The 23,439-nt window shown below is 64.0% G+C and carries 19 protein-coding genes; 2 read left to right on the forward strand and 17 right to left on the reverse strand.

Annotated elements, in window-relative coordinates; translation table 11 throughout:
* Positions 1-28: 28 nt before the first annotated feature.
* The 4 genes from NTZ43_05405 to NTZ43_05420 are packed head-to-tail and all read right to left on the reverse strand — an operon-like array spanning position 29 to position 2,694.
* Complete coding sequence (locus NTZ43_05405; GenBank protein MCX5766643.1) at positions 29-742, reverse strand: pseudouridine synthase; 714 nt, start codon at positions 740-742, stop codon at positions 29-31.
* Positions 743-753: 11 nt separating this feature from the next.
* Positions 754-1,302 (reverse strand): SMC-Scp complex subunit ScpB, encoded by a 549-nt coding sequence (scpB, locus tag NTZ43_05410; protein MCX5766644.1) that lies wholly within the window; start codon positions 1,300-1,302, stop codon positions 754-756.
* On the reverse strand, positions 1,277-2,014 hold the full coding sequence (locus NTZ43_05415) for a ScpA family protein (GenBank protein MCX5766645.1): 738 nt from the start codon (positions 2,012-2,014) through the stop codon (positions 1,277-1,279). Before NTZ43_05415 ends, scpB begins: the two co-directional genes overlap by 26 nt.
* On the reverse strand, positions 2,011-2,694 hold the full coding sequence (locus NTZ43_05420; GenBank protein ID MCX5766646.1) for a site-2 protease family protein: 684 nt from the start codon (positions 2,692-2,694) through the stop codon (positions 2,011-2,013). The genes NTZ43_05415 and NTZ43_05420 overlap by 4 nt, the downstream gene beginning before the upstream one ends.
* Before the next feature lie 223 nt (positions 2,695-2,917).
* Between NTZ43_05420 and rpsT the strand changes: the two genes are divergently transcribed.
* Positions 2,918-3,151, forward strand: a complete 234-nt coding sequence (rpsT, locus tag NTZ43_05425) for a 30S ribosomal protein S20 (protein ID MCX5766647.1) — start codon at positions 2,918-2,920, stop codon at positions 3,149-3,151.
* Between the two features lie 126 nt (positions 3,152-3,277).
* Here the strand turns inward: rpsT and NTZ43_05430 are convergent, their stop codons facing one another.
* From NTZ43_05430 to NTZ43_05465, 8 genes are all read right to left on the reverse strand, one after another.
* Positions 3,278-4,024: a hypothetical protein gene (locus NTZ43_05430; GenBank protein ID MCX5766648.1), complete on the reverse strand. Its 747-nt coding sequence runs from the start codon at positions 4,022-4,024 to the stop codon at positions 3,278-3,280.
* Positions 4,025-4,038: 14 nt separating this feature from the next.
* Positions 4,039-5,712 carry an alpha/beta hydrolase-fold protein gene (locus NTZ43_05435; GenBank protein MCX5766649.1) on the reverse strand — a complete coding sequence of 558 codons (1,674 nt, stop codon included), beginning with the start codon at positions 5,710-5,712 and terminating at the stop codon, positions 4,039-4,041.
* A complete protein-coding gene (locus NTZ43_05440; protein MCX5766650.1) occupies positions 5,709-9,005 on the reverse strand; it encodes a PDZ domain-containing protein in 3,297 nt (1,098 codons plus the stop codon). Before NTZ43_05440 ends, NTZ43_05435 begins: the two co-directional genes overlap by 4 nt.
* Positions 9,006-9,046: 41 nt before the next feature.
* Positions 9,047-10,627 (reverse strand): serine hydrolase, encoded by a 1,581-nt coding sequence (locus NTZ43_05445; protein MCX5766651.1) that lies wholly within the window; start codon positions 10,625-10,627, stop codon positions 9,047-9,049.
* Positions 10,624-12,516: a CocE/NonD family hydrolase gene (locus NTZ43_05450; protein ID MCX5766652.1), complete on the reverse strand. Its 1,893-nt coding sequence runs from the start codon at positions 12,514-12,516 to the stop codon at positions 10,624-10,626. Before NTZ43_05450 ends, NTZ43_05445 begins: the two co-directional genes overlap by 4 nt.
* A gap of 72 nt (positions 12,517-12,588) precedes the next feature.
* Positions 12,589-13,887: a RagB/SusD family nutrient uptake outer membrane protein gene (locus NTZ43_05455; GenBank protein MCX5766653.1), complete on the reverse strand. Its 1,299-nt coding sequence runs from the start codon at positions 13,885-13,887 to the stop codon at positions 12,589-12,591.
* A gap of 35 nt (positions 13,888-13,922) precedes the next feature.
* Positions 13,923-16,946 (reverse strand): SusC/RagA family TonB-linked outer membrane protein, encoded by a 3,024-nt coding sequence (locus NTZ43_05460; protein MCX5766654.1) that lies wholly within the window; start codon positions 16,944-16,946, stop codon positions 13,923-13,925.
* A gap of 91 nt (positions 16,947-17,037) precedes the next feature.
* On the reverse strand, positions 17,038-17,886 hold the full coding sequence (locus NTZ43_05465) for a GNAT family N-acetyltransferase (protein ID MCX5766655.1): 849 nt from the start codon (positions 17,884-17,886) through the stop codon (positions 17,038-17,040).
* A 174-nt stretch (positions 17,887-18,060) separates the two neighbouring features.
* Here NTZ43_05465 and NTZ43_05470 point away from each other — a divergent pair, with 174 nt between their 5' ends.
* The gene (locus NTZ43_05470) at positions 18,061-18,822 is read left to right on the forward strand and encodes a GntR family transcriptional regulator (protein MCX5766656.1); all 762 of its coding nucleotides are present in this window, start codon (positions 18,061-18,063) and stop codon (positions 18,820-18,822) included.
* Positions 18,823-18,884: 62 nt separating this feature from the next.
* Here the strand turns inward: NTZ43_05470 and NTZ43_05475 are convergent, their stop codons facing one another.
* Genes NTZ43_05475 through pyrR form a run of 5 tightly spaced genes read right to left on the reverse strand, consistent with a single transcriptional unit; the run spans position 18,885 to position 23,331 of the window.
* Complete coding sequence (locus NTZ43_05475) at positions 18,885-19,904, reverse strand: hypothetical protein (GenBank protein MCX5766657.1); 1,020 nt, start codon at positions 19,902-19,904, stop codon at positions 18,885-18,887.
* On the reverse strand, positions 19,901-20,518 hold the full coding sequence (locus NTZ43_05480) for a class II aldolase/adducin family protein (protein MCX5766658.1): 618 nt from the start codon (positions 20,516-20,518) through the stop codon (positions 19,901-19,903). The genes NTZ43_05475 and NTZ43_05480 overlap by 4 nt, the downstream gene beginning before the upstream one ends.
* Before the next feature lie 25 nt (positions 20,519-20,543).
* Complete coding sequence (locus NTZ43_05485) at positions 20,544-21,830, reverse strand: dihydroorotase (protein ID MCX5766659.1); 1,287 nt, start codon at positions 21,828-21,830, stop codon at positions 20,544-20,546.
* On the reverse strand, positions 21,827-22,783 hold the full coding sequence (locus NTZ43_05490) for an aspartate carbamoyltransferase catalytic subunit (protein MCX5766660.1): 957 nt from the start codon (positions 22,781-22,783) through the stop codon (positions 21,827-21,829). Before NTZ43_05490 ends, NTZ43_05485 begins: the two co-directional genes overlap by 4 nt.
* On the reverse strand, positions 22,780-23,331 hold the full coding sequence (pyrR, locus tag NTZ43_05495; protein ID MCX5766661.1) for a bifunctional pyr operon transcriptional regulator/uracil phosphoribosyltransferase PyrR: 552 nt from the start codon (positions 23,329-23,331) through the stop codon (positions 22,780-22,782). Before pyrR ends, NTZ43_05490 begins: the two co-directional genes overlap by 4 nt.
* Positions 23,332-23,439: the final 108 nt, after the last annotated feature.

The raw sequence follows: 23,439 nt of genomic DNA on the forward strand, positions 1-23,439 counted from the left end.
GAGAAGTGGACAGAGACCCGGTTCCCTACTACCCCACGGGTTGCGCCATGGCTTCGAGCAGGCGCCGTTCTTTCGACGTGAGCGCGCGCACCTCGCCCGGTTCGAGCTTGCCGAGCGTGATGGGGCCAAACTGCACGCGAATCAAGCGCAGTACTTCGAGGCCAACCGCCTCGCAGAGGCGACGGACTTCGCGGTTGCGCCCTTCGGTGAGCGTAATCTCCAGCGACCAGGTGCGATTGCCGGCCGGGGTCGCCGTGATGCTCGTGATTTCCACGACCCCATCGTCGAGGGCAATTCCGCGACGCGCCTGTGTGACGGCGGCCGGCGCGTTGCCTCGCACCGTCGCCACATAGGTGCGCTCCACGCCGGTACTCGGATGCGTGAGGGCGTGGGCGGCGTCGCCGTCCGTGGTCATCAGGAGCAGCCCTTCGGTCATGTAATCGAGCCGCCCCACGTACGTGAGCCCCGGCGTCTCCGGCACGAGATCAAACACCGTGGCGCGCCCTTCGGGGTCGCTCGCGGTGGTGAGCACACCGGAGGGCTTATAGAGCAGATACCATTTGACCGGCGGCGGCGCGGAGATCTTTTTGCCGTCCACCAGGATCGTGTCCTTGGTGGGCGTCACGATCTGCCCGGTGCGGGCGATGGCGCCATTGACGCTCACGCGGCCGGCGGCGACGAGCTCTTCGGCTTTACGACGCGACGCGATGCCCGCACGCGCCAAGGCTCGCTGGATGCGCATAGTCCCGGCGGTCATTGCGGTTGCGCTTGCGGCTCCCGGCGCAACGCGATGGCGAGTTCGTCCACGCGCGGCAGTTCTTCGAGGTGCCGCAGCGCGAACTGTTCCAAAAAGAGCGAGGTCGTGCCATACAACAACGGGCGACCCAAGCCTTCACCGCGCGCGCTTACTTCAATGAGCCCGCGCTCGAGCAACGACTTGAGAATGGCGCCCACATCCACGCCGCGAATCTCCGCGATTTCGGCGCGGCCAATCGGCTGCCGATACGCGATGATCGCCAACGTTTCGAGCGCCGCGCCGGAGAGTCGAGCCGGACGCACCGCCATCTGCGCGCGTTCAATGGCCTCGGTGTATTCCGGACGGGTTAGCACCTGCCAGCCGGCGCCCTGCTGCACGAGTTCCACGCCGTGACCATCCACGTCGTAGTGCTCACGCAATTCTTCGAGCGCGGCCTGCACCGCGGCCGGTGTGGCCTCGGCGTCGAGCGTCGCAAGTTCTTCGGTTGGGATAGGCCGAGGACTCGCGAACAGCGCGGCCTCAAGCAGCTTCGCCAGCGAGTTCACGTCGAATCTCCACGTCAGCAAACGGTTTGGGTTGCGCAAGCTTCAGTTCGCTACGCTTGGCAAGTTCGAGCAGGGCCAGGAGGCCGGAGAGCACTTCCCACGGTTCGGCATCGTCGCGCACGACATCACGCCACCGGGCAATGGCCCGCAGTTGGAGCACGGCACGAACGGTGAGCATGGCACCGTCCACGTCGAGCGCGCGCGGAATGACTTCGTGCAGCGTTGGCTTGCGCGCGGCCCGAAGCACGCGGTCGGTGGCCGTGAGCAGTTCCGCCAGTGAGAGCGCCAGCGGTGCCTGCGGCGGCGGCGCGAGTTCGGCAAAGTAGGCGCGGGCAAAACGGTTGCGGCGATCCTCGCCGAGCCGTTCGAGCACGTCGACCACTTCGCGCATCTGTTGGTATTCCAGCAGGCGTCGCACCAGTTCGGCGCGCGGGTCTTCCCACGTGTCTTCCCCTTCACGGCGCGGGAGGAGCATGTGCGCCTTGATGCGCAGGAGGCGCGCTGCCATTTCCAGATATTCGGCGGCCTCGTTGAGCGCGAGCGCGTGGATTCGGTCGAGGAACTGCCGACAGATGTGCGCGATCGGGATGTCGTAGATGTCGATCTTTTCGTCGCGGATGAGCGAGAGCAACAAGTCGAGCGGTCCGTTGAAGTCGGACAGCTCGATCATGAATCCCGCGTCAGCGGTGGCAGTGGCAGTTGGGCTGGTCACGACGTCCAGGGGCTAAGCAGCACGTAAGGCGAAAGCGTGTGAATGGCGGCATCGTTGAGCCAGTGGACGGGCGTCATCCACCAGTCGAGCACCGGGCGACCAAACGAGAGCAGCGCAAACAAGAGCAGGAACCCATAGCCCGACACGCGCTGATCGCTCCACGCCAACCGAGCCGGCAACAGATGCTTCATCACGTGCGAACCGTCGAGGGGCGGAATGGGCATCAAGTTGAACGACGCCAATATCAGGTTGATCATGATGCCGTACATAAAAGCCAGTTGTAACAGCGAGGCCGTATTATTGAGGACCGGGAGCGCCCGCCCCACGAGCCCCAACAGCCACACTAAGCCCGCCAGCACCACCGCCAGCAGGCAGTTGGTGACGATTCCCGCCAATGACACGATGATATCGCCTCGGCGGAAGTTTCGATACAGGCGCGGGTTGACGGGCACCGGTTTGGCCCCGCCAAAGGCGAAACCCATGGTGAAATAGGTGATGATGGGCAACAACAGCGTCATCACCGGATCGATGTGCTTGGCGGGGTTCCACGTCAGCCGCCCGAGCATCAGGGCGGTATTATCCCCCTGCCGGAGCGCGGCGTACCCATGCGCATACTCGTGCGCCACCATCGAGAACAGCAGGACCGGGGCGACGAGAAGAAAGAGCTGGAACTTGTCCAAAAGGCGCGGTGGGTCGGCGGCGGAAAAAAGAGGCCCTCTCGGGCAGTCGAGCAGTAAGTTAGGGGTGGGGGCACCGAGAGTCAAAACCGTTGTGCGCCTTGACTTTCCCCCCTGCCGGCTGTAGGCTTCTGATTCTCGTCCGTGCTCCGTGCGGGCGTGTTTTACGTTAGTGCCTGTGCGGCCAGATGATCGCGCGGCATCACCTTACTTGAGAGATTGTTCCGTGCCGAGAATTGCGTCCGCGAAAAAAAATATGCGGAAGTCGCGCGCGGCCGCCGTGCGCAATCGCGCCCAGCGTTCCACGCTGCGCACCGCGCTGAAGACCGCCAAGTCGTCTGAGGCGACTCCCGAGCAGCTGAAGACCGCTGCCTCCCTGCTTGACCGCGCCGCCCGCAAAGGGCTGATCCACAAGAACGCTGCCGCGCGCAACAAGTCCAGGCTCGCGAAGAAGGCGTAGTCTTCGGTTGCTTGTACCGCAAAAGGGCCGCGACGAATACGTCGCGGCCCTTTTTGCTGCCCGCCCCAGTCCGCCTGTGTCCCGCACGGGGCCCGCGAGACTCGCAGCCAAGAACCGGGTGCGGACTTACGGCGCGCTCGGAATACGGTAGGTCACCTTTCCCGCCGCGTCGAGGAACTCGACCTTCGCGTTGCCAAGCGAATCGACCGCAAGGCGGAGCCGCGGTTTGCCGGACCGGTCCGACAGGTCAAGGACCGCGCTCTTGGCGGGGTCGCGCCCCAGGAACAGCCGCTGCGCCACCATCGGGATGCCATTGCGCGGCGAGGCCCACTTTCGGACCGCGGCGGAGCGCACGGCCGTGTCGGCTATGCGCATGAGCGAGTCGCGCTCATCGACCAAATCCTTGATGTCGAGGTCGGGGCGGTCGGCAATAGAGAATCCCACGCGACGCAGCCCGTTTTGATCGGCGTAGTCCAAGTTCAGCACCTGATCCTGATTGAACTGATCAAAGGACATATGCGTGGACGCCTGATACGTCCCGTTCGGCAGCTTCCGCCCCTGGAAGGTGAGTCCGCCATTCTCCGTGCCTTCATCGTTGAAGAAGATGATGCCCGGTCGCCCTCCGCCGGCGTAGCCGAACGGCTTGCCCTTGTACACGGGGCCGATGGAGCGCGGCCGGTTGCTGATCACCATCCGATAGTTGCCGTCGGGCTCGACGACGTTGATGCGCTCGACATCAATCTCCGTGAACTTCTCATGGCGCCCCGCCCCATCACGCGAAAACGCGGAGGCCACGAGCACCGTGATCGCCAACGTCGAGACGACGGCATAGCGCTTGAGGAATTTGACGTCCCGCTCGAGCCGGTCTTGCATGGGGCTACTCCTGATCAGTAGATCCAGCGGCGCGATTCCTCGCCCGTTGGCATGTGGGCCTTCAACGCTTCGCCAACCAGCCGGACATACTGCGCCCAGGTCCACGCGTGCCACGAGTGCCCTTTCATAGGGCGCCCATAGGTGAACTCCGCATCGGACACAGGATTGGTCGTTCGCTTGGCGAATTCTTCGAATTTGTAAACGGCCAGATTAAGCCAGTAATCGTCCATATCGCCGGCAAAGAAGTGCAGTTTCCCCTGCACCTTTGGTCCGAGCGCTGGCCAGTTGGCCTCGGCGTAGGCGCGCAGGTCGAACCCGTGATCGCGCATGTATGTCGCGACGCTGTGGTCAATAATGCCCGTCTGCTTATTCCAGAGCGGCTTGGGATAGCCGTCCTCCCCCACCGGACCGTACACGGCCTCCCACGCTTCGAGCTGAAAGGCGGCACGCCCGTGACTGCCAAGGACGTCTTCGAACAAACTGAGCTGCCGCGTGCTGTAGAGCCCTTGGCCGTCGCCCGTTCGCTGGAAATAGCGTTCGGTGGAGAGGAAGGGACCGAGCGGTACCGAGAACGCGTTGGAGTCGGCATAGGCATTCACCATGCCATAGCGCGTGAAATCAATGGGATCGGGCTGGAGCACCCACGCCCCGCCGAACATGTCGGGGTGTTGGAGCATTAACGCCAACGTCTGCCAGCCACTCGTGGAGGCACCCTCGAGATGACGCGCCCACGGTTCGCGAAGAATGCGGAATTTCTCCTCGAGAAACGGAATCATCTCTTGTGTGACCGCATCGCCGTACGGGCCGTTGTTGGCGGAGTTCACCGAATATGAATCGGGGAAGTACGGCGTTTGCTGCTGAAGGGTGATGGCAATCACTCTCGGAAAGGCGTCACCATTCCACGCGGTGTATGTCGCGTAGCCGCCTTCGAGCCCTGTATTTGGATTGATGCCGCCAGCGGGGCCGGGGCCTGCAGCTGCGCCCGCTGGAGGGGTCGGCGGACGCGTGGAGAATGAGAAGGGCGTGGTGCCATGCCCCAGCGCGTACACACTCGGATACCGGACGTTGGGATGTTCGGCGTACCCTTTGGGGAGCAGTACCGAGGCGTGAAGAAAGATTGGGCGCCCCCAGAACTTCGTGAGCATCGGGCTCTGGAAGGTGACGTGCTTCACCCAGTCGGTGTCCACCAACTTTGGCGCCGCCGGAATTACGTGTGAGACGTCGAGGCGAATGACGCCGCCATAGCCGACGTGCATCGGCACGACGTCGCTATACAGATTGCCCTCTGCCGCACTAAAGAACTCAATCGTTCCATCGTTCATGTGCAGCCAGATATTCTTGCCGTCGCTTCGGTGCACCTGCTCGTACACGTTGACGACTGCCTGCGCGAAATAGTCGCCGGGCGGAAGCGTGGCGAGGCCGCCAGGATATCCGACGGCTTTCGCGTCTACACCGGTCGCCACCCCCGCCGCGACCTGTTCGAGGTCCACCGCAACAACGAGCGGCCCGCGCAGTGAAAGCGCGAGCCGCGGTTCGGGTTGTGCTGTCTTGGCGATCGCAATCACGAGGCGACCGGTGAGCGCGCCGGCGTGCACCGAGGCCGGTACCGTCACCGAGAAACGCGGCGACTGCGCACCCGCCGCACCCGCCCCGAGGGCGAGTGCGGCGATGCTTGTGCTGAACCTCACGGCTTGCGCGTCCGGTCGATTGGCGCCGGGCGTGCGACTTTCTTCACTGGATTTTTGGCCAACTGCTCCAGCGCAACCTGCACGGCGCGCTCAAGTTGCATATCGCGCCCAGCGAGCTCTTCGGCCGCACCGTTCTCCACCATAATGTCCGGTGGGACGCCCTCGTTCTCCACGGACCACTTTCCGAGCGTGTCGTAGAATGCGAGTGCCGGTGCCGTGATGCCGCCACCGTCGATGGTCTGCGGGGTGCCGAGTGTCCCGACGAGTCCGCCCCAGGTGCGCGTGCCAACCATCGTGCCAATCTTGCGCGCGCGGAACATGTAGGGCAGCGCGTCGCCACCCGACCCCGCCGACTCGTTGATCAGCATCACCTTCGGCCCGAAGATACCAGCCGCCGGCGACGTGACGACCTTGCCGTCGCGCTGTGCAAACCACCCCATCACCTTGCGATCGAGTTCATTGACGATGTAATCGGCCACCATACCGCCGTGGTTGTACCGCTCGTCGATGATCGCGCCCTGACGGTCCTGCTGCGCAAAGAAGTAGCGCGTGAAGTAGCTGTAGCCTGGGCCACCCGTGTTGGGCAGCCAGACATACGCGAGGACGCCCTTCGACAACGAATCCACCACGTGGCGATTGTGTTCGATCCAGGCGCGTGTCCGGAGCCCTTCCTCGGAGGCAATCGGAACGACGGTCACCACACGCGACCCCTCACCGGTGGCCGACCGCGCCACACGCAGCACCACCTGCCGCCCCGCGAGCCCTTCGAACGGAGCGTACGGATTGGTCGGCGGCGCCAGCGGCACACCGTTTACTTCGAGGAGGTAGTCGCCTTCGCGCACATCAATGCCGGGCGCACTGAGCGGCGCGCGGAGTTCCGGGTTCCAGTTCTCACCCGAATAGATGTGCGTGATGCGATAGCGCCCGTTTTCAAGCGCAAGATCGGCACCGAGGAGTCCCACGTTGACTGGCGCGGTCGCCCCGTTATCGCCTGGGCCGCTGAGATAGGAGTGACCAACGGTGAGTTCGCCACCGGTCATCGCAATGAGGTAGCCGAGGTCTTCGCGATGGTCCACCGACGGTAGCCAGGAGGCGTAGCGCTCGTAGACGGCGTTCCAGTCGTTGCCCTGCATTTTTGCGTCGTAGAAATACTCGCGCTGAATGCGCCACGTTTCGCGGAAGATATTGGCCCACTCGGCGCGCGGATCGAGATTGACCTGCATCGCGGCGAGCGCGAGCGCACCGTCCCCCACCTTGGCCGGTGCGGCCGTTCCCACCACGCCCCAACGCGCACCGGCGCCAGCGCCGCTCATGTACAGAAGCTTTTTGCGATCGCCACTCACCACGAAGCTGCGTACGCCATCCATGAACGGCATGGGCGCGCGTGCCTTGAGGTCAAACTTGTGTAGCCGTGCAGGCGCACCAGGTGCGGCCGCTTCGACGTAGAAGACGCTGCCGGCGGGGCCCGCCGTCAACGCTGAGTAATCGCCGGCCGGCGTCGCAAGCGCGAGAATCCGCTGGTCAATCTTTGCAAGGTCAATGCTCGCGGCACTGTCAGCCCTCGGCCGCGCCGCGGCACCAGCGCTGTCGCCACGTGCGCGGGGCTCGGCAGCGGCGACCACCGGCTCGTCACCGCGCTCTGGGAGCAACGGCGATGGATCAGACGCTCGCAACAACGTGATGTAGAGCGAGCGTCGAATAGGCCGATCGATGGAGCTCATTTCGAGCCAGCCGGTGCGTGGCCCAATGTCGGTGCTGGCGAGGAAGTACAAATAACGACCGCCCGCGTCGAACACCGGTGTGATCGCATCGCTCAAGCCGTCGGTGATCTGGTGCGGCTTGCCTTCGGCGAGGCTGTACAGCATGACCACGCGGAAGTGGCTGTCAGTGCCCTTCGAGTAGGTGAGCCAGCGAGAATCCGGCGACCACGCCGGCGTCATCTCGCGCCCCTGATCTGGGTACGTGTCGGAATCGACTTTGGTGAAGCGACCCGAGGCGACGTCCATCGTCCACAGGTTCAAATGATTGTCAATCAACGAAAGCTGTTTGCCGTCCGGGGACCAGTTGGCTTCTGAGAAGTACGCCGACGTGGGCAGCGCGATGGAGCGCGGCGCGGTGAGGCCCGCTTGGTCGCCGATCATCAGCTGATATTCACCGGTGGCGTCAGAGAACCACGCGAGACGAGCACCATCCGGGGCCCACGCGGGACCGCGATCATGCGTGCCCGACGAGTGCGTGATGTTGCGCACGTCGCCCTTGTCGGCCGGCACAGTGAAGATGTCGCCCCGTGACTCAAACGCCGCACGTACACCGGTCTGCGACAGCGCGGCGGTGCGAATGGCGCTCGCCACATTGCGGACACCGGCCCGCGCCCACGGCATGTCGCCCCGCACCGTGATGGCGAGACGGCGCGCCTGACCACTCGCGATGTCGAACAGATGCACGTACCCGCCCTGCTCGAACACAATCGCGTCGGGACCGGCGCTTGCGTTCATGACGTCGAAGTCCGTGAAGTTCGTGAGCTTCTTCACGGCTTTGGTGTCGGTGCGATACGAGAACAAGTTCGAAACGTTATCGCGATCCGAGATGAAGTAAATGGTGTTGCCGATCCACATGGGATCGTGATCATTGCTGTCGGTCCACGGCAACTTCGCGACCGCGTGATCGGCAAGCGTCATCACCCGAATCGGATGTACGCGGCCACCACGATAGCGACGCCACTGGCTGCCCTCGTACCACGCCGGCACGAAGTTCTGCGGGATTTCATCGTACGCGAGACTCTTGGCGTCGGGTGACAACGCCCCGTGCCACGCTCTCGGAACGGGAAGCGCCGTAGGCAGACCACCTTCGACCGGCACGCGATACAACTGCGTGTACGACGATCCCGGCGCCGTGGTGCGCTCTGTGGCGAAAATCACGGCCTTTCCGTCGGGCGTCCATCCGCGCACGTTGTCGTTGCCGGGATGGAACGTGAGGCGGCGTGCGTCACCGCCTGCGGTTGGCACGACATACACATCCATATTTCCGTTGATCGTCGCACTGTAGGCGACGAGCGCGCCGTCTGGCGAAAAGTGCGGCTCGGACTCCACGTCGACGGTCGAGGTGAGGCGCCGAGCGTCGCCGCCCGACCGCGCCGACACCCAAATGTCACCGCCGTGGGCGAACACCACGGCGTCCTTGGACACGGAGGGGTGCCTGAGCAACCGCGTGCCTTGCGCAGACGCGGGTGATACGACCAACGACGCGAGCAAGATCAGCAGCGCGCGCGTGAGCCTTGGTGTATTGCTAGTCATGCAGAATTCTCCAATGAAGTGAGTGACTGGCCGAGGCCAGTTCACTTCGTCCGTTGTTTGAGGAAGGCAACACCCAACACGCGCACCGACGCAACGCCACCGGCGCCGTCGGGGAGAAACACGAGCGCCGAACCACCGACCGTACGTGCCGTTGCGCGCGCACGGAAGGAATCGTGCGGCGCCGGATCGAGCGCACCAAAATCGAGCGGGCCGTACTTGGCGTGGAGCACGCCGTCCGCGACGGTCACCGTGACCGCGCCGTACGTCGAGTCCGAATAGGTGCCGGCGTAGCGTTCCAACGGGAACGAAGGAACCGCTGGCGCCGTTGGGGCAGCCGCCGCCGACGCCACCGCCGCCTGACGCGCCCGAGCGGTTTCGTCGAACAGGGTATGGAGTTCCCCGCTCCAGTCGCGCGAAGCGGCACCGGTGAAGAGATCAAAGCCCTGATACATCAGCGCGTGACGCAACTCGGCGTGGTCAAGATTGGCGAGCACATACACGCCAATCTTCTGGTCCGGCATCAGGCCGATGATCGCGCTCATTCCGTCGATGCTACCGGTGTGCATCCAAACGGTGGAGCCGTGATAGTCCTGGACGAACCAGCCCAGCGCGTAGGAAAAGGTGTTCGGATTGGCGAGCCGCAGCGCGGGATACTCCGACATCGGCGCGCGGATTTGCGGCGCGACGATTTCGCGGAAGGTCGCGGGCGCGATCAACCGATTCGATCCCACACGGCCGCTGTCGAGCATAAAGCGCATCCAGCGCGACATATCGCTCACACTCGACCACACCGATCCGGCCGATGCGACGGCGTCGGTGCTTCGGACCGGCACGACCTGCACGCTGTCGCGCGCCATCCCGTGCGGCACGGCAACATTCGGCTGCCCGGCGATTCCCGACACCAGCGGAATCGACTCGCGCATGCCGAGCGGCGCAAAGATGCGGGTGCTGACGAATTTGTCCCACGACATCCCCGACAGCTTCTCCACGATCGCGCCACCAATGGAGTAGACAACGTTGTGGTACTCCCACTTCGAACGGAACGATGACGACGGCTTCACCGTGCGAAGCCGTGTGATCATCTCAGCGTTCGTGAGGTCGCCGCGCAACCAGAGCAGGTCAATACCCGGCAGGCCACTGCGGTGCGTGAGGATGTCACGAACAGTGAGTTCACGCGTCGCCCACGGATCATAGAGGCGGAAATCGGGGAGAATGTCGATCACTCGGTCGTCCCACTTCAGCTTGCCTTCGTCCACCAACATGGCCAGCGCCGCAGTCGTCATGGCCTTGGTGGTGGAGCCGATGGCAAAGCGGGTATGCTCGTCGGCCACCGTCGGCTTGCCGCGCTCCAGGACACCGTAGCCTTTGGCGAACACGAGCGAATCGTCTTTCACGATCGCAATGGCAAGCCCCGGTACATTCCACGCTTTTGCGGCTTTGGCCACCAGGGCGTCGAATGCCACCAGATCGACCTTCGGCGCGGCCTTGTTCGCGGCCTTCGCGGCGACCTTGTCGGCCTTCGACTGCGCTCCCGCACTCGAAGCGACGAGCACCGCCACCATCATCACGTGCAACAGCCGAGCGCAGGCGCGCCCGCTGGGAACTTTACGACTCGCAATCATGGTGTGGCTCCGGTACGGTTGGAAACGACTGGAAACTCGACATAGGATGAACGGCCCGGCGCCCGCCAGATGCGTTGCGTCGCGCGAATAAAATCAGTCGGCTTGGCCTCAAAGATGTTGGGCACGAAGCGCTGTGGGTTGCGATCAATGAGCGGGAACCAGCTGCTCTGCACCTGCACGCGAATGCGATGCCCCTTCAGGAACCGATACGCTTGCGTGTGCAGGTCAATCGTGAATTCATTCACGGCGCCCGGCACGAGGGCCTTGGGCTTTTCGAAGCTCTCGCGGAAGCGCCCGCGAAACACGTCGTTCGCCACCATGAACTGAAAACCGCCCATCTTCGGGTCGGCCGCGTTCCCTTCGGGGAGCACATCAATGAGCTTCACCACCCAGTCGGCATCGCTGCCGGTGGTGGACGCAAAGAGGTGTGCGGCGATCGATCCGCCGAGCGTCACATCTTCTGTGAGAACGGGTGTCTCCCACGCGGCAACGTCCACGCGGTCTTGCACGAAGCGTTGATCGTCGGAGAGCCAGGTGGACCAGGTCGAGCCGCGGCCGCCAAGCGATGCCACAATGGGACGAGCGCGATACGGCACGGGCGCCGCGGGGTCGCTGATGTATTCGTCATACGCGGCCGTGGCGCTCGCGGCTGGGGCGTTGAACGACAGGGCGCCCGCCGGCCCGAAATACAGCTTCCGCTGCGTCACGCCGGCTTTGAGCGGCCAACTCTCGTACGACCGCCACGCATTCGCGCCGGCCTCGAACACCGTGGCCTCGGCGAGGTGAAGTTCTCCCTTCCCCTTGAGCCAGTAGGCAAACCAGGGCGCTTCAATCCTCGAGCGATACTCGCGCGCCGTGGGCGCTCCAAAGTCGATGGGACCGAGCTTCTGTCCACTCGCGCCGCGCCACCCGCCGTGGTTCCACGGGCCCACCACGAGATAGTTCTGGTGATTGGTATCGAAGCGCTCGAGTGCCTCGTAGATGGTCACCGCGCCATAGAAATCTTCTTGGTCCCACCAGCCGGCGACGCTGAGCGTCGGCACGGTCACGCGGGTGAGGTACTTGGTCACCCACTCGCGCTGCCAGAAGGCGTCGAAATTGGGATGGCTCGCAAAGTTCCCCCACGTGGGGAGCGAGCCGTTGAGTTTTGCCGGCACGTTTGACAGCGGCCCGAGATCGAGAAACCATTTGTAGCTGTCGTATTGATCGAAGGCGAACGGTGTAATCGTCTTGCTCGCCTCCATCATGGCGACATACTCAAACCCGTAGCTCAGACGGAACGCGCCGTTATGATGAAAGTCGTCCCCGAGAAACATCGACGCGGGTGAGGCCTGCGGTGACACGGCCTTGAGCGCCGGATGCGGATCGAGCATCGACATCACGGTGAGCCAACCCGGATACGAGACGCCGAGCTGCCCGACGCGGCCGTTGTTGTGGGGAACGTTTTTGAGCAACCACTCAATGGTGTCCCAGGTGTCGCTCGCTTCGTCGACCGCTTTGGGATCGCTCTTGTCGCGTGGCGGGCGCAGCATCACGAACTGTCCTTCGCTCGTGAAGCGACCACGATTGTCCTGGTAAACAAAGATGTAGCCCTCGCGCGCCAGTTCCGCGTAGGAGGTGGCAAAGCTGCCCCCAGCGCCGGCAATGCCGTACGGCGTGCGCGTGAGAATAAAGGGGAGATCCGTGGTGTTCGCTTTGGGCGTGTAGATGAGCGTGTGGAGCGAGACTCCGTCACGCATCGGGATCATCACTTCGCGTCGGTCGAACCAGGCGGCGTTCGGCACTGTATCGCCAACGCTTGGAGCCTGCGCGCGGGCGGAGCCGGCGGCGGTCACGGCGAGTAGAGCGGCGAACACCAACCGCGCGACGCCGACGGGGATCCTAGGCATGTGTCGCTGGAGCAGAAGGGTGAACGCAAGACGGGCGCGGCGAGTCCTTCCGCCGCGCCCGTCTTACGATACTTACGGTTTTACGAAGTTGGGATTGTTGACTCGCTCAACATCTGGCAGAGGGAAACAGGACTGCGATCCATAGGTACCGCCGTTCGGGAAGAGCGTGCCCGAGGCGGGGCTGAGCTCGATACTGTACCGTCGAATGTCACCGAGCCGGTGTCCCTCAAGGAAGAACTCGCGACGACGTTCTTCAATGACCTGCGCCAACACCTGCGCCGAGGTGAGCCCCGTGCCGTCATACGCCGGGATGCCGGCCTTTGTGTGCAAGGCGTTGATGAATGCCACGGCCGACGTCAGGTTGTTGGTCGAGACGGCATTCTCCGCCTGAATGAGCTGCGACTCCGCCCAGCGCGTGATGGCCATGGGCGACGTCGCGGTGAGCGACTTGCTCGCCTGCCACACCGCACCACCGGTCGTACCTAATTTGCCACTATTCACCACGGAAACCCGGGGATCAGCAACTCCGCCGAAGGTCAGACCACGGTACGACGGATCGACCGTAAAGAAGAAGTTCAGCACGGTCGTCACGTAGGCCGCATTCTGGCGCCGCGCGTTCGTCGCATCAACGGAAATATTGGCGACGTAGTTTGCATCCGTGATTTTCGCTGCATCGGCCGCCGCAGCCGACAGGCTCCCAAGGTTTTGCAACGTGCGCGCGCGTCCCATGGTCGCGAGGCTGATCGTCGCGGCGTCACCGGCGGTCGTCGCGGCGGTGATCGCCTTGTCGAATCGAATTTTCGCTTCGGCAAAGAGCTGCGCCGGCGTCATCTCCGGTCCGACGTTGATCGCCGCCGAGCACATCCCCTCGCCGAGCAGCACGAGGCTATAGCCGCTATACGCATAGGATTGACCAATGAGCTTGGTACGATTGGTCACCTGCGCATCAGTCCATGCTTCGAGTTTCGCTGCGACGGTATCGGCGGACGCGCGTGCGGTGGAGAGCGGCGTGTAGATACCAGGAACCTGAAGGCTGCTGGCGCAGCTCGCCGTACCGTACCCCGAGTTGCTGGGCAGCGTGCGGCGGTCATAGTCGAACGTATTCGAACTCGAGATCGCGTTGGAGAGTTCGTCCATTAAGACACCGCTCCCAACGGCGTAGCGCGAGAAGGCGCACTCAAAATCGCCGATCGCGCCGTTCACGAGCAGCTGCGCGTTGGCCGGCACGTACAGTGTCGACGCGGACAGCTGGCCCGGGTTTTCCTGCTTAAGAGTCGTGAGTTCACTGCACGCCATGGCAGCCCCAAGCCCCAGTACGGCGGCAAGGGCAAGCGCCTGGCGAGCGGGCGAACGGTGCGAGATGCGGGTCATCGTGCGCAGTCTCCGAATGATGTGTGGGCGCATGGTTAGAACTTGTAGTTCAGCGTGAGCAAAATGCGCTGCAACGGCGGCACCAATCCCTGATCTTGGGTGGTGATCGACGTTGCGGCATTGGCGGAGTTGACCTCAGGATCGATTCCCGAATACTTGCTCCAGAGGTGCAGCTCACGTGCGGCCAGCGTCATCGACGCGCGCGAGAGGCCCGGCAGCCAATCTGGGAACGAATACGTGGCCGACAGTTCGCGGAACTTCACGAACGAGCCGTCCTCAATAAAGGCGTCGCCCATCTGGGCGCTGTAGGCCGAGATGTTCGCCGCCGCCACATACGTCGCCGGGTAGTTCTTGGGGTTGTAGTTGACGTCGCACAAACCGGCGCCCGCAAGTCCCTGGCAGCGAATCTTGTCGACGGCGTTCACCAAACGGTTGCCGCTGCGGAAGTCGACCAACGCGTACAGACGCAGACGCTTGTACAACGTCAGCGTGTTGCCGAGCGACCCAGAACGCGCGGGGGTCGGTGAACCCAAATACACGAACGGCGCGGTCGCGCAGGCCACCGACGCTTTCCCCGGGCCACCGTCACACAGGACATTCGTCGCAAAGCCGGTCGTGGCATCATGGTCCGCCGACACTACCCGACGTGACCACAAGCCGCCGATCGGATAGCCGATCACATTGAACTGCCCCTCGCTGGTCACCAGCGAGGGCACGCCGCCGAGGCTCTTGATGATGTCGCCATTGGTGCTGATGGAGTAGGTGATCTGCCAATCAACATTCTTGCGGCTCATCGCCTGATAGGTCAGCAACAACTCGGCGCCGCTGTTATCGACTTGACCCAAGTTGGAGAACTGCGTGCCAGCGAAGCCGCTCGACGGCGCGATGCCGCGGGCGACGATTTCGTCGAAGGTCTTCTTGGTCCAATAGGTCAGGTCGAAAGAGAGCCGCCCCATGAGGCTGCCCTCGATGCCCACTTCGAACTCTTTGCCACGCTCTGGCTTGAGACCGGAGTTGCCGATAGAGCCTGGCGTCACGGCGTTCGTGCCGCCGGGGCCCTGCACCGGCGTGAAGGTGCGGAGGGCCGCGAATGCGGCCGGCTGGCGGCCTGACTCACCGTAGGCAGTACGCAGACGCAGCGCGTCGACCCACTTATTGGCCTTCCAGAACGACTCCTCGCTGACGACCCACGTCCCACTAATCTTGGGATACGTGACCCACTTGAATCCGCTGCCGAATGCGCTGTTGTTGTCCACGCGAACCGCCGCGGTGACAAAGACGCGATCGCGCCAGCCGAACCGCTGCTGGAAATAGCCGCCGATCGTGGTGTTCAGCGTGTAGCTCTGCGTCGGCGTGATCGGCGTTGCGGTGGCGGAAATCATCTCGACGCCCGGTGCCGGGAACGAGAGGCCACCGGCGGTGCTGATGTTCAACTCCGTGCGATAGAACTGAAGACCGAGCGACGACGTCGAGCTGATCGTCGGCGTGATATTGGCCGTTGCCGTGCTGGAATAATCGCCCGTGATATACGAATAGTTCCGCAGCGTCTGCGCGATACGTCCGGCCGCCGCTGACGGGGAAAGCCCAGCCGACAAATCGGGCGTCGCGAACCGCTCGAGGTCGCGATCGTCTTCGTTCGTCTGGTCGAGGCCAACCACAAGGCGCTGCGTGAGCCACGAGAACGGATGATGCGTAATCGTCTCGCTCCCCGTGAAGCGATTGACCGCCTGCGAGTTATCCCACAGCTTCTGCGCGACGCCAGGCTGCCAGTTCGGGTAGAAGCCGCGCCCCGCTGGGAAGAGCGAGGAATGCCCCGCTTCGGCGCCGAGCATTGCCGACGCGCCAAAGTCCGTGCCGAGGTGCGCGTTGAGATTGACAAAGTTCAGGCTCGTGGCGAGCACGAGCTCCGGCGTCGCCACCACATTGAGGTTGGCATGCGTCGTGAATCGACGGAGCGCGTTATTTGCCTCAATGCCCTGGTCGTTCTCAAAATCGCCGGACACATAATAGGAGATGCCGTCGCGGCCGCCGGACACGGCGGCCGTGTAATCACGGGTCGTGCCCGTATTGAAGAGCGGCGTGCCGCGCGCCGCTTCCTGCTTGACGCCATTCCACGGAATGATCGTGCCCGTGGCGTCCTTGAAATAGTTGGTCCTGATGCGGTTGCCCGCATCGGTAAAATCGAGCGAGCCAGCTTTGATCTGGAAGTTCCAGTGCGCCTTGCCCGCCGCAGCGCCCTTTTTGGTGATGACCTGGATGACGCCGTTGGCGGCTTCGGTTCCATAGATGGTCGCCGCCGACGGACCCTTGATGATTTCGATGCTCTCGATGTCTTCGGGGTTAATGTCGTTCAGACGCCCACCGACGGAGCCACCCTGCGCCGAAAACCCGCCCGCGCCCACGCCAAGGCCGGTCGCGCTGTTCACGCGAATACCGTCCACGTAAAGCAACGGAGAGTTGTCGAGCGACAAACTCGAGCGCCCGCGAATTTGAATGGCCTGCGACGCGCCGAGGCGCGACGTGCCGGTCGCCACCACCACGCCAGGCGCGCGCGCCGCGAGGAGGTTGCTGAGGCTCGGCGCGACAGACTTCCCGAGGGCGTCTGACACGTCGATGGTCACCACCGAGTTGCCGATCGAACGACGCGTTTCGCCGCCGGCCGTACCGGTCACAACGACCTGATCGAGGGAGATCGCGGCCGGCTGCAGCTCGACGTCGAGCGTCACGTCACGCGAGGCAGCAACGGTCACCGACGAGCGCGTGCCCGTGTACCCGATGCGACGCACCGTCACAAAACGCGCGCCCGTAGGCACGTTCGCCAGACGATAGCGGCCGTCAGTCCCGGTCGCGCCCGCAATCAGCGTCCCCTCGACGCCGATCGTGGCGCCGGCGATGGGTTGCTGCGTGCGTGCATCCTTAATGACGCCGGCGATCGCGCCGACCGCCGTGCCCTGAGCCGGCAGGACGCTGGGCGCCCACGTCAGCTGCAACACGCCGAGGAGCATCCACGCTACTCGGGACGCTCTCCGCAGGAACAACTGGTGAATAATCGGACGCATGCGAATCTCCTCTCGGGTAAAGAAACGAACCAACACGGTGCCACGGCAACGAACAACAACGTCGAGCCAACCGGAATCGCCTATGGAGCGCCTACCGGGTAAAGCGATAGAATGCACGCAGCGCCGTCTCATCACGCACAAACCCCGTGACGGCGTAGCCGCTGTCGAGCAGACTGTGAAAATGCGAGCGGGTCGCCAGGCGCCACTGCCCCGCGAGGGCGGGATCCGTATTGACAATGACCTGAATATCCACGGGGACTTCCACGAGCACCGCAGACGCGCCGAGCTCCCGCGCGGACGGCGCGACGCCACGCTCGCCCACCGACCGCACGGGCTCGTGCTCGCAGACGCCGAGTTCGTGGTACGGGAGCGGCACCGACGCGGCATCGGTCATCGCCACGACCCGATCCGTGGCGATACCGAGGTGCAGCGGGCTGGCCGTGACACCATAGAGGTTGTCAACATATGACACGATACGCGCACCCAGCCGCGTAACGTTGAGATGCGCATTGCGCGCCTGTAGCGGATCGAACGTCCAGAAGATGCGCGTGACGCCGCGTCGCGCGAGTTCGGCGCGCTGATACTCCTTGAGCAGTCGACCGATGCCGGCTCCGCGTACCTCGCCGCGCACGGCGAGCATGTGCGACCAGTGCAAGGGTCCTTCGGCGTCGGCGCCCGGCAAACCAAACACGAAGCCCACCAAGGCGTCGTGCTCATCGAATGCCCCCACCACGAGACCGCCGATGTGTTCGGCGACCGTGAGGAGCGAGGCGTGGACGGTTTCGCCGTCGCGCCCCCAGGTGGCCTCCTGCAACGCGACGCAGGCGCGAAAATCCGCGATGTCGTCGAGGGTGCGGAGTTGGACCCCCCCGATCGCGCCGGAACCGGACGCGCGCGTAGCGGAGGGCGCTTCAGCGGGGTGAATGCCGAGGGGCTGCACAAATCTCCGAAGGGGCGGAATGCCTGCACGAAATACCCGATATGCAAGAGTACGACAGCGATAGGAATACCGCAATGGTGTACCAAATTGTATCCCGATACTGCATACCGTTGCGCGAAAACATCGCCCGCGCGCATTGCGCTACGCCACGGACCGCCGCTACCTTAGCGGTCTGTGAGCACTCCGCGCACGAGCCACGTCCCAGCCCGCACAGCGACAGCGCCCCGCCCTACTCGGACGAAGGGCGGGGGCCACGTCACCGTCGCGTACGAAACCATTCGCGCCAGCATCATCTCCGGCGAAATTCCTGCGGGGAGCCGGATCGTCGAGCGCGACGTGGCCGCCTATCTCGGGCTCTCCCGAACGCCCGTGCGGAGTGCGTTGCACCGGTTGCAACAGGAAGGCTTTGTCGCCCCGACGGGGCGGAGCGCCGATCAGCGGTTGACCGTCACGCCACTCACCGCAGAAGACGGCTGGGAGCTGTACCTGTTATTGGGACGCCTCGAAGGCCTCGCGGTCATGCCCGTCGCCCAGCGCACACGGTCGGTGCGCGCGACCGTCGCACGTCAGCTCCGCACCATCAATCGCTCGCTCGCCGCGGAGAGTCGGAAACGCTCCGGCGTCAGCCACGCGTTTGAACTGGACCTGAACTTCCACGGCATCTTCGTCGCGGAGAGTGCTGGCCCGCGCGTGCTCGCGCTGCACGAGGTGCTCACCCCGCAGATCGAGCGGTACGTCCGGTTGTATGTGCGGACCATGGGAGACGACATCTCCCTGGCCATCCGCGAGCACGAAGCCATTGCTCGTGCGATTACCGACGGGGACGCACTCGCGGCGCAGCGCGCCGTCGAGGTGCATTGGCACAACAGCGCCGACCGCATTGCCAGCACGATCGTGCAGCACGGGGAGCGCGGGTCGTGGCATCTGCGCAACTAGGAACCCTAGTCGAACTGCGGCGTGCTCAGTGAGCGAGTCAGCACGGTGCTGGCGCGGCGTTCCTAAAAGGCGGCGAGTTCCCCACCGCACTTCTCGCAGTACCACTCGGTCGGGTGGTTCATACTGCCGCATTCATTGCACTTGAGCGACTTCACCACCTCTGCCGAACTCGGCGTCTTCATGCCAAAGGTGTTCGACAGCTTGTCAAAGGCGCCGCTCTCTCGCGCTTGATCTTCGGTCATCCGAAAATGCGGTTCAGCGCCGCCGAACAGTTCCGGCGCCCGTTCGGGTGCGGCCGGTGTCGCGCCCTGCGCACGATGCCCGCTGGGACTCGTCGCGGGACGAGCCGTTTCGGCCGCCGGTTGGCGCGCGGCGGCAGCTGACGCGGGCGGTGTAGAGCCGCCGAGCACATCGCGCAGAAACGCCAACTCATCGGTCGGCGAGGTCGGCACGGCACCGAACGGGCGTGGCTCCGGTGCAGGAGCCGGCGTCGAAGGCGCCACGACGGGGGCCGCGTCCGCCACCGGAGCCTGCACGACCTCCTCCTCCGGCAATTCGTCTTCTTCCGCAGCCGGTGTCACGGGAACATGCGCATCATCTGCGGCGCCTTCGTTCGCAACGGCCGCACTCGCCGAGTTCACCGCTCCCGTCCCCGCCTCACTGAGCAATGCCTGCATGGTCGCTAATTCTTGCCGCACCACCTCACGCGCCGCCTCGAGTTGTTCAAGGGCGGCGTCGCACTTGGCGCGCAGCTTATCCCACTCTTTCGGGGTGTACTCGCCCACGGCGGCGCGCAACTCCCCTTCGGCACGTTCGTCGCGTTTGTGTTCCACGCCGGCGTCGTGCTCCACGAGATCCTGCTCGAGCTGTTCGGCAATCGCGCGCACCGCTCCCATCTCCTGCGACAACCGCGCGTGCGCGTCGGCCAGCTTGGCGCGATAATCCTGCTCCACGCGCATCATGACGTGCGTGGGCGTGGCGCTACGGCGCGCGTCGAGGGCGGCGAGCCACGTTTCGATTTTGCGGCGCTCGTCGAGGAGCGTCGCAATGTGCTGCATTTGGGCCTTGCGGTCGTCGGTCATCGCTTCGCTCTCCGTGCTTCGAGTGCTCGCACGTCGGCCGTGGCCAAATGCGTCACTCCTCCTATCTGTAGCGCGGCGCACACGATGCGCGCCGCATGTTCGAGACTCTCCATGCGCTGGTGCGCCTCCCCCAGCGTTCGCCCCACCGTCACCGCGCCATGATTGGCCAACAGCGCGGCGTCGCACCCTCCCATCGCTGCTGCCACCGTCTCGCCGAGTGCGGCGGAACCTGGCATCACGAACGGCACAATCGGCACCGGTCCCACGTTATACACCATTTCCGCCAAGGCATCATACGGCAACGGCCGCCCCGCGACCGCAAAGCCCGTGGCCGTCGGCGGGTGGGCATGCACCACCGCTCCGATGTCGGCGCGAGCGCGGTACAGCGCGAGGTGCAACTCGAGTTCGCTCGATGCCTGCAACCGACCTCGGACGCGATGACCCGTGAGGTCCACCTCAATCAAATCCACCGAGCGCACATCCACCTTACTCATTCCAGCGGGGGTCACGAGCACCCGGGTTGGAGAGAGCCGCACGGACACGTTGCCGTCCTGACCGGCGATCAGTCCGGATTCATACAATCGCCGGCACACGGTGACAACGCTTCGACGCACACCCAGCCCCGCGGTTCGGGACACCCTAGCCCATTATGGAATGGACGATCCGGCCACCGACGAGGGTACAACTCACTCGTCCAGTCAGGGTACGGCCGCCGTAGGGGGTGTTTCGCCCCTTGGTTTTGAACGCCTTGGGGTCAATCACCCACTGCGCCGTCGGATCGAACACGGTGATGTCGGCCTCCGTGCCGCGCCGCAAGTTGCCACCGGGGAGGTGGAAGAGCTTGGCCGGTGCGCAGGCCATTTTGTCGATCAGCGTGGCAACGGAGATAATCCCCGGCTGGACAAGCCAGGTGATATTCACCGCGAGCGCCGTCTCAAGCCCAACAATGCCGTTGGGCGCATCGGAGAACTCGCGTTCTTTTTCGTCGTAATGGTGCGGCGCATGATCCGTGGCAATCACGTCGATCGTGCCGTCCTTCACGGCTTCCTGCAACGCCAGCACGTCGTCCGCGGTGCGGAGCGGCGGATTCATTTTGGCGTTGGTGTCGTAGCCCTCCACCTCATTCTCGGTGAGCGAGATGTGGTGCGGGCACACTTCGGCGGTCACGCGAATGTTGCGGTCCTTGCCCCAGCGAATGAGATCCACGGAGCCGCGCGTGCTCATATGACAGAGATGCACGTGGCCGCCGGTACGCTTGGCGAGCAAGATATCGCGAATGGCCATAATCTCTTCGGCTTCGCTCGGAATCCCCTTGAGCCCAAGCCGCGCGGAGACCAGCCCCTCGTTCATCGCCCCACCGTGCGCGAGCGTCGGATCCTCGCAGTGGTCGGCCACGGGAATACCGAACGTGCGCGCGTATTCGAGCGCGGTGCGCATCAGTTGCGCACTGACCACGGGCTTGCCGTCATCACTCACGGCCACCGCGCCAGCGCCCACCATTTCACCGAACTCGGCGAGCTGTTCGCCTTTCTGCCCAATGGAAATGGCGCCAATCGGGTACACACGCGCGGCGTTGGCGGCGCGTCCCTGCTTGAGCACAAAACCAACTGCGGCCTGATTGTCCGTCACCGGATCGGTGTTGGGCATGGCGCACACCGCGGTAAAACCGCCAGCCGCCGCAGCGCGTGCGCCGGTGGCAATCGTCTCGACGTCTTCACGTCCCGGCTCGCGCAGGTGACAGTGCACGTCAATAAACCCGGGCGACACCACCTGCCCCGTGCAATCGACAATGGTGGCGCCGTCGGGGCCGGCGATCTTGCCGCCCACGCTCTCAATTTTGCCGTCGCGAATGAGCAGATCGCCCACGGCGTCGAGATTCGTCGATGGATCGAGGAGGCGTCCCCCTCGGAGCAGAATGTCGGTCACGCGCCTCCCTTGGCGGCTTCGGCGAGTCGCGGCGAGTTGCCGGCGAGGAGATAGAGCACGGCCATCCGCACGGCGACGCCGTTGGTGACCTGTTCGAGAATGACGCTATGCGGGCCGTCTGCCACGTCCGAGTCGATTTCCACGCCGCGATTCATGGGGCCCGGATGCAAAATCAGCAGATCACGCGGCGCACGCTCCAACCGCTCGCGCGTGACACCAAATACCCGATTGTACTCACGCAACGACGGAATGTAGCCGGCCTGCATCCGCTCGAGTTGCAGCCGCAGAATGTTCAGGGCATCGGCCCACTCAATGGCCTGCTCAATACGATCGAACACCTGCACGCCCATTTCGTGAATGGCGTTGGGGAGCAGCGACCGTGGCCCGCACACCGCGACTTCGGCACCGAGCTTGGTGAGCCCCCAAATGTTGCTACGCGCCACGCGCGAGTGCAGGACGTCACCACAGATGCAAATCTTCTTGCCGGCAAGCGATCCGAACTTCTGGCGCAGCGTCAACAAGTCGAGCAAGCCTTGCGTGGGATGCTCGTGCGTCCCGTCGCCGGCGTTGATGACGTTGCTCTCAATGCGCTCGGCCAGAAACCGCGCCGCACCCGACGAGCCGTGGCGAATGACGACCATGTCAATGCGCATCGCTTCGAGATTGCGCGCGGTATCCACCAGCGTTTCGCCCTTGGACACGCTCGACGCCGCCGGCGCCACATTGACCGTGTCGGCCGACATGCGCTTCTCAGCGAACTCAAAGGAGATGCGCGTTCGCGTGCTGGCTTCAAAGAACAGGTTGACGATCGTCGCACCGCGCAACGTCGGCACCTTCTTAATCGTGCGTTCGGAAATTTCCCGGAGCGGCTCAGCGGTGTCGAGAATAAGAGTGATTTGCTCGGCCGTAAGATGCTCGAGACCGAGCAGATCTTTGCCGAGTGGGGAGGTCACAGCGCCCCCGTGGCGACGAGCAGGACCTCGTCCTTGCCATCCAGTTCGACGACGCAGACGTCCACGCGCGAACCGACCGGCACTTCCACGTGCTTACCCACCACATCAGGCTGAATGGGCAGTTCGCGACCGCCACGATCCACCAGCACCGCGAGCGAGACACGCGCGGGCCGGCCAAAATCGGCCAGTTCGTCGAGTGCCGCGCGAATCGTCCGGCCGGTAAAGAGCACGTCGTCCACGATCACCACATTCAGCCCCTCAATGGCCACGGGCAGGTGGGTTTTTCCCACCACCGGGCGCGGGCCGACGGTTTGGAGGTCATCGCGGTAGAGCGTGATGTCGAGAGCGCCTAACGGCACCTCGACAGACTCACGGGCGGTGATGAGAGCGGCAATCCGGGCGGCAATTTGGACGCCGCGGCGCTGGATGCCGACGAGCAACAGACGGTCGGTGCCGTCATTGCGTTCTATGATCTCGTCCGCCATACGCGTAATGGTGCGCTCGAAGGCGCGGGCGCTGAGGACGACCGACGTGGGTGCAGGAGTCATGTCGAACGTGAAATATGCCGCGCGACCCATCGAAAATGAAGCACCCCGTTGCGTGCCCCGCCTCGAACCGGCGACCTTGTGGGGATGAATGGCGCCCCGCCCCCGCAT

Source organism: Gemmatimonadota bacterium, from assembly GCA_026387915.1.
Lineage (GTDB): Bacteria > Gemmatimonadota > Gemmatimonadetes > Gemmatimonadales > Gemmatimonadaceae > Fen-1231.